Origin of the sequence: Micromonospora qiuiae (genome assembly GCF_016863555.1) — a bacterium.
GTDB lineage: Bacteria > Actinomycetota > Actinomycetes > Mycobacteriales > Micromonosporaceae > Micromonospora > Micromonospora qiuiae.
This window is the reverse complement of sequence record NZ_BOPC01000013.1, coordinates 125,164-138,038: the sequence shown is the minus strand read 5'-3', so window position 1 is coordinate 138,038 and position 12,875 is coordinate 125,164. Positions and strand designations below refer to the sequence as shown.

11 protein-coding genes are annotated in these 12,875 nt (G+C 71.8%); 5 read left to right on the top strand and 6 right to left on the bottom strand.

What is annotated here, in order from left to right; all coding sequences use genetic code 11:
- The first annotated feature begins 15 nt into the window (after positions 1-15).
- Positions 16-690, top strand: a complete 675-nt coding sequence (locus Vqi01_RS05330) for a permease prefix domain 1-containing protein (RefSeq protein ID WP_204033364.1) — start codon at positions 16-18, stop codon at positions 688-690.
- A gap of 81 nt (positions 691-771) precedes the next feature.
- Here the strand turns inward: Vqi01_RS05330 and Vqi01_RS05325 are convergent, their stop codons facing one another.
- Complete coding sequence (locus Vqi01_RS05325) at positions 772-1,113, bottom strand: PadR family transcriptional regulator (RefSeq protein WP_204033363.1); 342 nt, start codon at positions 1,111-1,113, stop codon at positions 772-774.
- Positions 1,114-1,258: 145 nt separating this feature from the next.
- On the opposite strand from Vqi01_RS05325, the gene Vqi01_RS05320 reads away from it, so the two are divergent.
- From Vqi01_RS05320 to Vqi01_RS05310, 3 genes are all read left to right on the top strand, one after another.
- Positions 1,259-2,197 carry a SatS C-terminal domain-containing protein gene (locus tag Vqi01_RS05320; protein WP_204033362.1) on the top strand — a complete coding sequence of 313 codons (939 nt, stop codon included), beginning with the start codon at positions 1,259-1,261 and terminating at the stop codon, positions 2,195-2,197.
- A gap of 65 nt (positions 2,198-2,262) precedes the next feature.
- Positions 2,263-4,578: a transposase gene (locus Vqi01_RS05315; protein WP_204033360.1), complete on the top strand. Its 2,316-nt coding sequence runs from the start codon at positions 2,263-2,265 to the stop codon at positions 4,576-4,578.
- A 127-nt stretch (positions 4,579-4,705) separates the two neighbouring features.
- The gene (locus tag Vqi01_RS05310) at positions 4,706-5,923 is read left to right on the top strand and encodes an ABC transporter substrate-binding protein (protein WP_204033359.1); all 1,218 of its coding nucleotides are present in this window, start codon (positions 4,706-4,708) and stop codon (positions 5,921-5,923) included.
- A gap of 72 nt (positions 5,924-5,995) precedes the next feature.
- Here Vqi01_RS05310 and Vqi01_RS05305 read toward each other — a convergent pair whose 3' ends face one another.
- From Vqi01_RS05305 to Vqi01_RS05290, 4 genes are all read right to left on the bottom strand, one after another.
- Entirely contained in the window at positions 5,996-6,589 is a 594-nt protein-coding gene (locus Vqi01_RS05305; RefSeq protein ID WP_089011241.1) for a GTP-binding protein, read from the bottom strand.
- 1 nt (position 6,590) lies between these two features.
- Entirely contained in the window at positions 6,591-6,968 is a 378-nt protein-coding gene (locus tag Vqi01_RS05300; protein ID WP_204033358.1) for a DUF742 domain-containing protein, read from the bottom strand.
- A 100-nt stretch (positions 6,969-7,068) separates the two neighbouring features.
- Complete coding sequence (locus Vqi01_RS05295) at positions 7,069-7,473, bottom strand: roadblock/LC7 domain-containing protein (protein WP_013731521.1); 405 nt, start codon at positions 7,471-7,473, stop codon at positions 7,069-7,071.
- Positions 7,470-10,940, bottom strand: coding sequence for a sensor histidine kinase (locus Vqi01_RS05290; RefSeq protein ID WP_204033357.1), 3,471 nt, complete (start codon positions 10,938-10,940; stop codon positions 7,470-7,472). The genes Vqi01_RS05295 and Vqi01_RS05290 overlap by 4 nt, the downstream gene beginning before the upstream one ends.
- A 427-nt stretch (positions 10,941-11,367) precedes the next feature.
- On the opposite strand from Vqi01_RS05290, the gene Vqi01_RS30590 reads away from it, so the two are divergent.
- On the top strand, positions 11,368-11,742 hold the full coding sequence (locus Vqi01_RS30590) for a hypothetical protein (protein WP_239098197.1): 375 nt from the start codon (positions 11,368-11,370) through the stop codon (positions 11,740-11,742).
- Positions 11,743-11,777: 35 nt separating this feature from the next.
- On the opposite strand, the gene Vqi01_RS05280 is transcribed toward Vqi01_RS30590, so the two are convergent.
- On the bottom strand, positions 11,778-12,857 hold the full coding sequence (locus tag Vqi01_RS05280) for an adenosine deaminase (protein WP_204033354.1): 1,080 nt from the start codon (positions 12,855-12,857) through the stop codon (positions 11,778-11,780).
- Between the last annotated feature and the right edge of the window lie 18 nt (positions 12,858-12,875).

Here is a 12,875-nt window from a genome sequence, read left to right as displayed (position 1 = left end):
GGCAGGGTGGGACGCATGCCGGTCCGGGATGACGTGTTGGTCGACGAGCACCTGCGGCAGTTGGCCGGCCGACTACGTGGGCCACGCCGGGTGCGGGCGGATCTCATGACCGAGGCGCGGCACGGGCTGCTGGACGCCGTCGAGGCGTACCGGGATGGTGGTCTGCCCGCCCACGAGGCCGCCCGGCGCGCGGTCGCCGATTTCGGTACGCCGGAGCAACTCGCCCCGGCGTACCAGGCCGAGTTGGCGGTGGCGGCGCTACGCGGACTGTCGCTGCGGATCCTCGCTTTCGCCGGCGCCACCGCGCTCGCCGGCGACCTGACCTGGCAGGGGTCGAGCTGGAGCGGCGAGGGTCCGCCACCGCCCGCGGGCTACCTGCTGGTGTCGCAGTCGGTGGAGTGGATCTGGGCGATGGCGTTCCTGCTCGGCGCGGCCGGTCTGGTGCTCGTGGCGGCGACCGCGCGCTCGCCCCGACCCGCGCTCACCACGCTCGCCCACGCGGTGGGCGGTCTGTTGACCGCTGCCGCCGTGCTGGGCGCGTTGACCGGTGCGGCACTGTTCGGCTGGTCGATCCTGCTCTGGGACGCGGCGCTCACCTGGCCACCGATGATCGTCGGCATGCTCGCCGCCGGAGCCGCCCATGTCTGGCTGGGCCGGGCGGCGCACACCTGGCTGCTCGCCGTCCGCTGAGCAACGTCGATCAGCCCGCCGGCACGGCCGAGTGATCAGCGCCGATCAGCCCGCCCGACGCGGATGAGTGAGCAACGCCGATCAGCCTGCCGGCGCGGACGAGGGCCCCGAGTCGAGGAAACGGGCGACGGTCGCGCTGAACTCACGCCATCCCGACCGCTGATCGGCCAGCGCGCGTCGGCCCGCGTCGGTCAGCTCGTAGGTGCGCCGTTCACGGCCGTTGACCGTGCTCCAGGCGCTGGCCACGTGGCCGGCCCGCTCCAGCCGCCGCAGGGCCGGGTAGACCGTGCCGGTGGCCAGGTCGAGCCGGCCGTCGCTGCGGGCCCGCAACGCCTCGATGATGGCGTAGCCGTGCAGGGCGCCCCGCTCGAGCACGGCGAGCAGCAGTGCGTCGAGGTGTCCGTGCAGCGCCTGGGCGTTCATAGGTAGACAAGCTACCTGTCAAGGGGCGACGCCGCCACCGGGGCCGGCCCCCGTTACCCAGCGCAGCCAACTAGGGTATGTGCCCAGAGTCACCCACCGGCACCGCGCCAGTGGGTGGGCAAGCCCGACGCACACGGAGGTCACCGTGGCCCGCCAGTCGCCTGAACGGCCGGACGCCGACGAGCCAGAGCTCGATGACACGAGCGGTCCCGCCGAGCCGGACGCCGCCGCGTCGGCCGACGCGGCCCGCGCGCTCTGGGACGAGCTGCGGATCGACCCGGTGGAGATCGCCCTGCCCGCCGGCACCGGTTACACCCTGCGGGCGTACCGCCCGGCCCGTGAGCTGACTCCGACCGATGTGGCCGAACGCGACGCCGACGACCCCTTCCTGGCCCGCCGTCAGGTGGTGGAGGCCGAGGACGACGAGGACGGCGAAGTGGTGATCCTCGACGATGAGGTCGCCCGGGAGTTCGCCGAGAGCGACGACGAGGAGAAGCCCGCCGGACGCGGCGCGGGTGACGCCGAAAAGGGCGACGCCGAGGAGAGCGACGCCGACGAAGATGACGCCGACACGAAGGCGGCCGACGAGGCCGGCGACGAGGAAGTGCCGGTATTCCTGAGCCACCGGGGCCGACTGCTGTTGTTCAAGACCCCCGAGTCGCTGGTGAGCTTCGTCCGTTCCGGCGCACCCAACGATCTGTCTCAGCTGGACAGTTGGAATGAATTGTCCGAACGGGTGGAACCGGCCGACATCGCGCCGCGCGACGAGGACGTCTACGAGCTCGATCTCGTGGTGGAAAACCTCCGCGGCGGGCACGACAGCTGGGATCCGACGCTGCTCATCGAGGCTGGCGAGGTGGCCCGCGACGTGGCGTACGCGTTGCGCCTGCCCGCCGTGCTCGACATGCTCTCCAGCGGCTCCAGCCTCGATGATCTGGACGAGGCGCTGCGGGCGTCGATCAATGGCGGGATCGGCGGATTCATGGGTCGTCGTCGATTGAAGAAAATCGGGGCACAAACCGCAAGTCTGGGCTGGCGGACCATTGTCGGGAAGATCTCTGCGGTCGTGGACTGGCGCGACTGACCCGCACCAGGGAGCATCAGTCTCTGGCAGAGGAAGCCCTGTGTCCCGGAGGGAGGACGATCGCCGTGGCGCTCGTGCGCGTGTACTGCGGTCTGGCCTCGGCGGATCCGGCCGACCGATCGGCTCCGGCCGGTTCGGCGCTGACGTCCGCTGTGGTCGACGACGCAGGCCGTCTGCTGCATGTCTGCGAGGTCGGCGACGACCCGGCGGGCTACGCCCGGCTGGTCACGCTGCTCGTGGAACGCTCCGGCGGGCCGAGCGGCGCGGCGATAGCCGCCGACAGCGACGATCACAGCGTCACTTCTCTGCTCAGCGCCGCCGGGCGCCCCTTGGCGATCGCCGACGACGACTCGGTCGACGACTTCGCCGAACGGTTCGCTGATGACGATTCGATCGAGGAGATGCAGTCGCCGCCGGCCGTACGCCGGGCCGTGGGCCTGGCCCGCGCGCTACAGGCGGGCGCGCTGTCGGCGGTGACCCTACCGGCGCCCCGGGACCTCGCCGGCTACAAGCAGGTGCTCGCGGCGCATGCGGCGCTGACCAGCGGGCGGCACGCCGCCGCGGTCGCGCTCCGCGAGGTGCTCCGCGAGCTCTACCCGGCCGCGCTGCGCGCCTATCCCGACCCCGCCGACCTGATTCCGCTGGCCGTGCTGGACGTCCTCCCCGACCCGGGAATGCTCACCGATGCCGCCCGCGGCCGCGACGCCGCGGTCACCGCCGACGCCGTCGCCGCTCAGCTCGCGGCCGACGGCTTGGGCGACGCCGACGCGATCGACGAGGCCGTGACCGCCCTGCGAGTGGCGATCGCCGAAACCCCCCGTCGGTCCGCGGTCAACCGGGCCCTCACCTCTGCTGCGGCCGAGACGATCCGACAGGCGGTCGCCTCCGTACGCGCCTGTGACGCCGGCTGCCAGGCGCTGGTCGGCGCGTTGCACGCCCGCACCGCGCCGGTGCAGTTGCCCGGCCGGCGGGCCGTCGACCGGCACGGTGAGCCAGCCGGTGAGCTGTCGACCGCCGGTCCCGGGACCGGTCTGCGTGCGGTGCGTCCCGCCGGGCCCGAGCCGAGCGGTGGGCGCCGCAGCCGACCCGAGCCGGTGCCGGGAAGCGGGACGCCTCCGTCGCCCCGACCGATGGGTCCGCCGCCGGTGGCGCCCGCCCCGGTCACCCCGCCGCCGGTCGCACCCGCTCCGGTGGCGCCGGCCGCGGCCGCCGGTCCGCCCGTCTCGGCGCCGCCGTCGCGACCCGAGCCCCTCCCGTCGCGGATCGACGGCCCGACCAACCGGCCGATCTCCGCGCCACCGCCGCCTCCGCCCGGGATCACCCCGATCGCGCCCGCGCAGCGCGGCTCGGTGCCGCCCGCCGAGGCGGGCGAACCGTTCCGGCCGACCCTCACCACCGCGGCGATCAACAGCGCCCGCGCCGAACGCCAACGCACCGTCATACCGTCGCGACCGAAGACGAACGGTGAACCACCGGCACCGACGGGCGGCTTCAGCGCCACCGACCTGAGCATCCCGATGCCGACGTCCCGGCCCGGCCAGGAGCTACCCGCGCCCGGTTCCCGGGCGAACTGGCCGCTGGTCAACAACCCGGAGAGTCCGGCCGAGAGCCCGGCGAACAACCCGCCCGCCGGTCCCTACGAGGGCGCCCGGCGGGCGGCCGCCGACTCACCGGCCGACGATCCCACCGCCGAGCGCAGGGTGACCCCGCCGTGGCTCGCTGACGACCTACCGCCGGAGCCGCCGGTGCTGCGGCTGGTCGAGCCCCCGCCGCTGGCCGACCGGGCACTGCGCACCGGGGCGGAATCGCAGTTGGACACCCCGCCGCTGCGCCTGGTGAATCGGGAGGGCACAGAGCGCAGTGACCGGCCCGCCGAGCGGCTGGACGTCACGCCGCCGTCACGCCGGCCGGAGCCGCCGGTCGAGCGCCGACCGCCACCGGTCTCCGACGAGGGTGACGGCGACCTGCTGATCTTCGCCCAGGCCAGGTCGGCCTGGTTCGTCGGGCACGGGGAGGACTCGGATCTGGACTGGTCGTCCCTGGCCGACAGCGGCTGGCAGGCCGCCGAGCAGGCGGCCCGCCCGGCGGTGGGGGCCGAGACCCCAGCCGGTCTGCCCAAGCGTGTGCCGCAGGCCAATCTCGTGCCCGGGTCTCCGCTGCGCGAGGAACGTCCACTGCGCATCGTTCGGGACGCGGCCAGCCTGGCCGAGAACACCACCGGCTACTTCCGCGGCTGGCGCCGGGGGCAGGAGATCGGCGGGTTCGCGGTCGGTGGCCGCCCGGGGCGGGAGTCGGCCGGCGGCTGGGACTTCAGCCGGGACACCGGTGACCGCGACGACGATCGGGAGTATGAATACCGCTCTGCCGGCTACCGCTCCTGACGGCCCCCGCACCCCCGCTCACCTGCGTGTTTAGGCCCACACCCCGATAATTTGACGCCGGGTCGCAGGGGCCGGGAGCATACCCGCGGAACGACCGGCGGCAGGTCGCCGGGCGGGAAGGCGAGTCATGGCAACACCGGCAAGCGGCCCATCCGTGCTCACCCGGCGGGGGGTTCTGGCCGCTGCCGCGGGCACCCTGCTGCTGGGTGCCTGCGGGCGCGACGGGAAGCCCGAGGCCGCCGCCGTCCGGGCCGGCGGCGGGCCGGAGCTGGTCATCGGGGCGACGCTGGAGCTGAGCGGCCCCGGAGCCGCTCTGGGGGTGGCCCAGGAGCGCGCGCTGGCCATCAGCGCGGAGGCCGTGAACGCCAAGGGTGTCATGGTCGGCAACATCCGCCGGACGGTACGGCTCGAAGTGCTGGACAATCGCAGCGATCCCCGGCTGGCCGCCCGGCAGGCCACCGAGCTGGGTCGGCGCGACGACGTGCACGCCCTGCTCGGCGGCACGCTCGCGGAGACCTCGATGTCGGTCATCGGGGTGGCACAGGAGCTGCGGCTGCCCTTCGTGTCGTTGGCGTTCGGCGATGCGATCACGGTTCCACTTGCCCAGCGGGCCTTCATCTACAAGGTCACTCCCGAGGCCGGAGACGTGGCCCGCCGGCTGGCCCAGGTGATCGACACCGAAGGGCTGCGCCGGGTCGTGCTGCTGGCCGAGGAGGGGCTGCACGGCGACTCCGGAGCCCGGGCCATGACCGGGGCCCTGCGCACCGCCGGGGTCGCGCTCGCCGGAACGGTACGGCTGCCCCGGTCGAAGGACGGCGTCGCGCGGGCCGCTGAGGAGGCCGTGGCGGCGCGAACGGACGGAGTGGTGGTGTGGGCCACCGCGCCGAACTCCGGCGCCGCCGCACGGGCGCTACGCAGCGCCGGATTCACCGGCCGGCTGTTCTTCGACGCCGGGGCAGTCGCCGAGGAGACGCTGGAGAGCCACAACGCCCCCGCCGTCGAGGGTGCCTACGCCATCCATCCGGCCTCGTTGGGCGGTTCCACTCTGGCCAACAGCAGCGCCACCGGGCGGGCGTACCGCGAACTCGTCTCGCAGTACGTCCGCCGGCACGGTGCCTACAACGGCTTCGCGCCGTACGCCTCGGACGCCCTGCTGATCATCACCACCGCCGCCAAGCTCGCAGCCAGCGTGGACCGGGGCCGGCTGCGGGCCTACCTGCAGAACCAGATCACCGACGGGATGGCGGGGTTGTATTCCTTCACCCCGATCCGGCACAGCGGCATGGAGCGCCACTCCCTCGGTGTGTACCGAGTGGACGGTGGCGCCTGGAACCGGCTCAGCTGACCCGCCGGGACACCACGGACAGCGACCAGCGCCCGGTGTCGACAGCAGCGTCACCGGGCACGGCACCGATCGTCAGGCCGGGGCGACGGCGCGGGAGCGACGCATGGTGAGCACGTACTCGACCAGCGAGATCAGCACGTGCTTCGTCGACTCCCGGTTCCGGGCGTCACAGGCCACCACCGGAACGTCGCTGGAGATCGCGAGCGCGTCCCGGACGTCCTGCGGATCGTGGTATTGCATGCCGTCGAAGCAGTTGATGGCCACCAGGTACGGCAGCCGCCGATGTTCGAAGAAATCGATCGCCGCGAAGCAGTCGGCCAGACGACGGGTATCCACCAGCACGACCGCGCCGATCGCGCCCCGGACCAGTTCATCCCACATGAACCAGAACCGAGTCTGACCCGGCGTACCGAACAGGTACAGGATCAGGTCACGATCGATCGAAATGCGGCCGAAGTCCATGGCCACCGTGGTCGTCGTCTTTCCCGGCACCTGTCGGGTGTCGTCAACGCCGACCCCGGCTGAGGTCATTATGGCCTCGGTCGTCAGCGGCGTGATCTCCGAGACCGAGCCGACCAGAGTCGTCTTGCCGACGCCGAATCCACCGGCGATAACGATCTTCGCCGACGTCACGCGCCCGCTTGGGGTCGGCGGGCGGTGCGACATGTCAGAGCCTGCGAAGTCCACTCAGCACCCTCTCCAGCAGTTCAGTGCCCACCGCGTCGTCCGAGTCGTCCAGAATGGTCGGCTCGTGGACCGCGACCAGGCCGTCCGTCGCCATGTCGGCGATGAGCACCCGGGCCACGCCGAGCGGAAGCTGCAACCGCGCCGCAATCTCAGCGAGCGACTGCACCCGTCCGTCACAGAGCGCGGCGATGTACTGGTGCTCACGGCCATGACCACCGTTGCCTGTGGCAGCGGCCCGACCGCGCACCGTTGTCTCGACGAGCGCCTCCAGGGCGATGTCGAGGCGGGGACGGGTACGACCGCGGGTCACGGCGTATGGACGGACCAGAGCGCCGGTCGGCTCGTCACGATCGGTCATGTCGCCGCTCACCTCCTTCGTACCCGGCACCGGATTCCACCGGTGCAATCCATCGTGTGCAGTGTTCTCGACCTACTCGTCTCACCGGATGGCGCGACGATCAGCCCATCATCCCGACAGCCGTACGTGGCTGTGGAGTCAGGGCATCGCCCACCCGGTCGACGAGTAGAGCCATTTCATAACCAACCTGCCCGACGTCGCAGCTGCGTGCGGCGAGCACCGCGAACGACGAGCCGTCCGATATCGACATCAGGAACAGGAAGCCGTTGTCCATCTCGACCACGGTCTGCAGCACCGCGCCTCCTTCGAAGCAGCGGGCCGCGCCCTGGGTAAGGCTGACCAGCCCGGAGGCGATCGCCGCCAGCTGGTCCGCCCGGTCCCGCGGAAGGTCGCGTGACGACGCCAGGAGCAGGCCGTCCGCAGAGACGGCGACCGCATGCGCGACACCGGGCACCCGATCGGCGAAGTTGGCCAGCAGCCAACCGAGATCCTGCGTACTAGTCATCCTTCTTGCTCCTTCTGCCCGCTCCCGGCCACCGGGCCTGAGCCAGACTGCGAGGATTGCTGCCCGCCCGAAGTCTCCTCCGGGCCGGTCGGGTTGCTGTCCGAGGAGTGGCTGCTGCTACGCCCTCGCTGGACACCCCGGTGGTAGGCGGAGAGCAGGCCGCGCACCGACTCCGGGTTACGCCGCTGCACCGAGGTGGTCGGCTTTTCTACCGCACCCGGAACGAGCTGGGCCATCGGCGTACGCTTCGGCAGCCCGGTCGGGGTGGTTCCCGCAGCCGACACCTGACTGGCGGCGCTGGCCGCCCGCCAGCCGTCGTCGGCGGCAGTCTGCCACACACTCTCCTGCGGCGACGAGCGGTACGAGGAGCTGCTCTCGGCGGCGCCTGGGCGGGCACCACCGCTTGCCGCCGCGTACCCGCCGGACGCCCCCGCGGCCGTCGGAGTCTCTGCCATCGGCTCGTTACCTGTCGTCCCACTCGGACTCTGCTGTACGGCCGGCCGACCGGCGTTGTCGACCGTGGAAAGCTGCTGGGTCACGCCGTTCGCCGCCGGCTGCCGGGCACCCGCCGACTCTTCGGGGCCGGGGCGGCGGGTGCGGAACCACGCCGACTCCAGCTCCCGGAAAATCGGCAGCTCCATCGTCTCATCCGCGTACCGCTGTCGGTTCTGGGCCTGCGGCATGGTCGGCTGGGCGGGTCGGGCGGGTGCGGCCGGGCGCTGCACTCGCGGCAGCTCGGTGGTCATGTCCAGCGCGGCGGCCAGCCGCTCGGGCACGGGCGGCGTGGCCGGCTCCCCGGCGACCGGTGGCCACGCCGGCGGTGCCGCGGCGTACGTGTTCGCCGGCCCGGCGGTGGGTGCCGCCGAGACGGGCCGCTGCGGCAGCGGACCACCGGGCGGCGTCGAGACCGGCGAACCCGACATCGGCGCCGCCGAGATCGGAGCGGACGACACGGGCTGGCCGGAGACCGGAGCGGCCGAGACGGGCGGGGCGGAGTAGGGCGTACCCGAGATCGGGGGCGACGAAGAGGCCGAAGGCGCGTACGGCCCGGCCTCGGGGCTGCTCGGCAACTGACGAGGGATGGTCGGGTGCTGGTCGGTGACGGCCGGTTCGTCAGCGGCCCGGCGCTGCGGCAGCGGATCGGTCGGCTGGCCGTTGGAGCTGCGCGGGGTGAAGCCGCTCCCGCCGCTGACCCCGCTGGCGCCGGTCAGGTCCGACCAGGCGGGCAGGTTTGCCGCGCCCGCCGCCTGGGCCGGCGTGCCGGAACCGTTGCGGCTGGCCGGATCGAAGGATCGGCCGCCCAGGGTCACCTGGTTGCCCGAGCCACCGGGACGCGGGGCGGGCGTCGCTGGCGCAGCCGTCCCGCCACCCAGCGCAGGCAGCGCACCGAACGCCGGGTTCGGCCCGGACACCGGCGCCGGTGCGGCAGACAGCGCGGGCGGCTGCTGCCCCCGACCGGAGAGCGCCCGGGGCACCAGCACCGTGGGCGGCAGCGCGACCTCGGCCACCGTGCCCCGATCGCTGCTGCCCTGACGCAGCTCGACCTTGACGGCGTGCCGGGACGCCAGCCGGGCGACCACGACCAGACCCATCATCCGGGAGACGGCGACGTCCACCTGCGGCGGCGTGGCCAGCCGCTCGTTCAGGTCGGCCAACTGCTCGGGACTGATGCCGATGCCCCGGTCCTCGACGTACAGCGAGGCGCGGTCACCGACCCGGCGGGCCTCGACCAGCACCTGCGAGTCCGGCGGCGAGAAGGCGGTGGCGTTGTCGAACAGCTCGGCGACGAGGTGGACCAGGTCGTTGACTGCGTGCGCGGCGACCTCTATGTCCCGGTCGATCACTCCGAACTCGATCCGGGTGTAGTGCTCTACCTCGGACTGGGCGGCACGGAGCACGTCGATCAGCGCGGCCGGCTCCCGCTGCACCCGGGTCGAGTCCGCGCCGGCAAGAACCAGGAGGTTCTCGTCGTTGCGCCGCATCCGGGTGGCGAGGTGGTCCAGCTGGAACAGCTCGGCCAGTCGGTCCGGGTCCTCCTCGCCGCGCTCCAGCCGGTCGAGGTGCCCGATCAGCCGGTCGACCAGGATCTGGGAACGGCGGGCCAGGTTGACGAACATGGTCGCGACGGACGCCCGCAGCGCGGCCTGCTCGGCGGCGGTGCGGACCGCCTCCAGGTGGACCGCGTTGAACGCCTCGGTCACCTGGCCGAACTCGTCCTTGCTGCGCACCGGCAGCGGCTCGGCGATCTGGTTGGCCAACTGCACCGGGGAGAGCTGCCCGGTCACCTGCGGGTCACGCAGCCGGGCCACCGCGTGGGGCAGCCCGTACTGGGCGATGGAGAGCGCGCCCAGGCGGAGCTCGCGCAGCGAACGGGCCATCGAGCGGGCGACCAGGTAGGCCAGGAAGATGGCCAGCAGCAACATGGTCAGCAGCAGGCCGGTCTCCAGGAAGACCTGACGCTGCACGCCGGAGCGGATCTCGCCGGCCTGCGCCACGATGTCCGAGTCGAACTTCGACTCGACCGTCCGGATCAACTTGGCGTTTGCCACCAGCGCCGCGTCCCACTGCTCCGGTCGGAACGAGATGCCGGAGAGGTTCTCGGAGGTGTCGGCGTTGACCTGACTGATGTAGATGGTGGCCTGCCGGCGGTCACCGCCGCCGATGGTCTGGGCGTGGAACTCCGACTCGGCCTCGGTGGCCACCGCGTTGAAGCTCTGCTGCGCCTGCTGCTGGCCGGTCTCACTGGAGATGTAGTCGGTCCGCAGGGTGGCACTCATGCCGCCTTGGATCAGGGCACGGTGCACCACCACCCGGCGGATGGAGAGCCACTCCTTCTCTCTGGACACGGCGGCAGCGGCCCGCATCCGGTCGCTGAGTTCGCTGTCTCCGGCCAGCTGGCTGGCCGAATCCCGGACGGTGAGCAACTGGTTGATCAGTTCGTCGTACGACTGAAGGGCGTCGGTGATCTTGAACTTGCCGTTCAGCACCTGGCTCCGGGTGCCCGGTAGGTCACCTAGGCGCTCGTTGATCTGGTTGAGCAACGTCTCCAGGCTTTCGGGCAGGTCACTCAGGTCACTCCGCTGCTGTGAGTAGGGGGCCTTGGCGTCGTCCACCCGCGCCGACACCTCTGTGTAGAGGGCGGAGTAGCGCTTCTTCTCCTCCGACTCGGCCTGGCCCGACTGCGGCGTCACGCCGAGCAGCAACACGGCCGCGGTCCGCTCGTCCTGGAGGCCGTCCACCAGCGCGCCGGAGTGCCCGATGAGCTCGGCGAGATCGCCGGCCCGGTTGGCGTTGCTCAGCGAATCCAGGTGGTCGATCAGGCCGCTGGTGCCCACGACAACCGTGGCGATGGTCGGCACGATCATGATGAGACCGAGCTTGGACCAGATCGGCATGTCGCGGAGCCGACCAGCCGGCCGGCGCAGACGCGACAGGAAAGAGCCTGCCGTCTTCGGCCGTTTGCTCACGTCACCGCCCTCGTGATTGCAGCGTCCGCGTTGCCTCGGGCAACGCCTAGCAGCCGACCCCGCGGGGCCGGACCATCCGAGATTCCATCACGCCGTCCGGGAAAGAGAAAGCCCAGGTTGTCCCCAACCGGAGGTGTGATGAGATGTTGATGCAATTTGCTCGCGGTCCGTCTGTCCGGAGTCACTGAAAGTTATGGAATTCCCTCGCAGAGTCGTGCTACTTGCCGGCCCCTCCGGCTCCGGAAAGTCGTACATAGCTCGACAAACTGGGTTACCAGTCCTTTGCCTGGACGATTTTTACAAGAACGGGGATGACCCAACGTTACCGCGACGGAACGGTCAGATCGACTGGGAGTCACCCGGCTCGTGGGATGCGGCGACCGCTGTCGAGGTCATTACCCAACTTGTCCGGAATGGCCGGGCAGACGTGCCGGTCTATGCGATCAACCAGGATCGCCGGGTCGCCACCCGACTGTTCGAACTGGCCGACTCGCCACTTTTTGTGGCCGAAGGGATATTCGCCGCCGAGATTGTCGAGGAATGCCGGCATCGGGGCCTGCTCGCCGGGGCGTACGCCCTGCGGCGACCGCGCGGCGCGACCTTTCTCCGCCGGCTGGCCCGCGACCTCGCCGAGCAGCGTAAGGGGCCCGGGGTGCTGCTCCGTCGCGGCCTGACGCTGTTGCGCGCGGAGCCGGCGGTGCTGCGCCGGCAGACCGGCCTGGGCGCGGAGGCGGCCCGTGGCCGGGACGTGCTGCGCCGGGTGGCGGGCCTGCTCGCCGCCGGGCACCCACAGGCCCGCTGAGTTCTCCCCGCCCACGCGCCGCTGCCGCGTCGCCCTCACGCCAGCAGCTTCGCGTACGCGGGCTTTATCACCTCGTCGATGATCTGCAGCCGCTGGTCGAACGGGATGAAAGCGCTCTTCATCGCGTTGATGGTGAACCACTGCACCTCGCGCCAGCCGTAGCCGAACGCCTCGCAGAGCAGGGCCATCTCCCGGGACATCGACGTGCCGCTCATCAGTCGGTTGTCGGTGTTGACGGTGACCCGGAACCGCAGATCGCGCAGCAGCCCGATGGGGTGCTCGGCGATCGAGGCGACGGCGCCGGTCTGCACGTTGGACGACGGGCAGAGTTCCAGCGGGATCCGCTTGTCCCGCACGTACGCGGCCAGCCGGCCGAGCACCGGCTCGGGACCGCCAGTGATGTCGTCGACGATGCGTACGCCGTGGCCGAGGCGGTCTGCCCCGCACCACTGGATCGCCTGCCAGATGGAGGGCAGCCCGAACGCCTCGCCGGCGTGGATGGTGAAGTGGAAGTTCTCCCGCTGGAGGTACTCGAAGGCATCCAGGTGCCGGGTGGGCGGAAAACCTGCCTCCGCGCCCGCGATGTCGAAGCCCACCACGCCGTGGTCGCGGTGCCGTACGGCCAACTCGGCGATCTCCTGCGACCGGGCCGCGTGCCGCATCGCGGTGAGCAGCGTGCCGACCCGGATCGGGGTACCAGCCTCGGCGGCGAGCGCGCTGCCCTCCACGAAGCCGGCCAGCACCGCCTCGACCACCTCGTCCAGGGTCAGGTCCCGCTCCAGGTGCTGCTCCGGGGCGAACCGCACTTCGGCGTAGACCACCCCGTCGGCGGCGAGGTCCAGGGCGCACTCGCGGGCCACCCGGCGCAACGCGGAGGCGGTCTGCATCACGGCCACGGTGTGGGCGAACGTCTCCAGGTAGCGCTCCAGCGACCCGGAGTCGGCCGCCGCCACGAACCACCCGCCCAGCGCCACCGGGTCGGTGGTGGGCAGTTCGTGACCGACCTCGGCGGCCAGGTCGACGATGGTCGCGGGCCGCAGGCCGCCGTCCAGGTGGTCGTGCAGCAGCGCCTTGGGCGCCTTGACGATGTCCTCGTAGCGGATCCTCGCGACCATGACCAGACCCTAGTCCGC

Excerpts from the sequence above, each read along its gene's own strand:
- Vqi01_RS05330 (WP_204033364.1), top strand. The coding sequence starts at position 16 with ATGCCGGTCCGGGATGACGTGTTGGTCGACGAGCACCTGCGGCAGTTG.
- Vqi01_RS05325 (WP_204033363.1), bottom strand. The coding sequence starts at position 1,113 with ATGAACGCCCAGGCGCTGCACGGACACCTCGACGCACTGCTGCTCGCC.
- Vqi01_RS05310 (WP_204033359.1), top strand. The coding sequence starts at position 4,706 with ATGGCAACACCGGCAAGCGGCCCATCCGTGCTCACCCGGCGGGGGGTT.
- Vqi01_RS05305 (WP_089011241.1), bottom strand. The coding sequence starts at position 6,589 with ATGTCGCACCGCCCGCCGACCCCAAGCGGGCGCGTGACGTCGGCGAAG.
- Vqi01_RS05300 (WP_204033358.1), bottom strand. The coding sequence starts at position 6,968 with ATGACCGATCGTGACGAGCCGACCGGCGCTCTGGTCCGTCCATACGCC.
- Vqi01_RS05295 (WP_013731521.1), bottom strand. The coding sequence starts at position 7,473 with ATGACTAGTACGCAGGATCTCGGTTGGCTGCTGGCCAACTTCGCCGAT.
- Vqi01_RS05280 (WP_204033354.1), bottom strand. The coding sequence starts at position 12,857 with ATGGTCGCGAGGATCCGCTACGAGGACATCGTCAAGGCGCCCAAGGCG.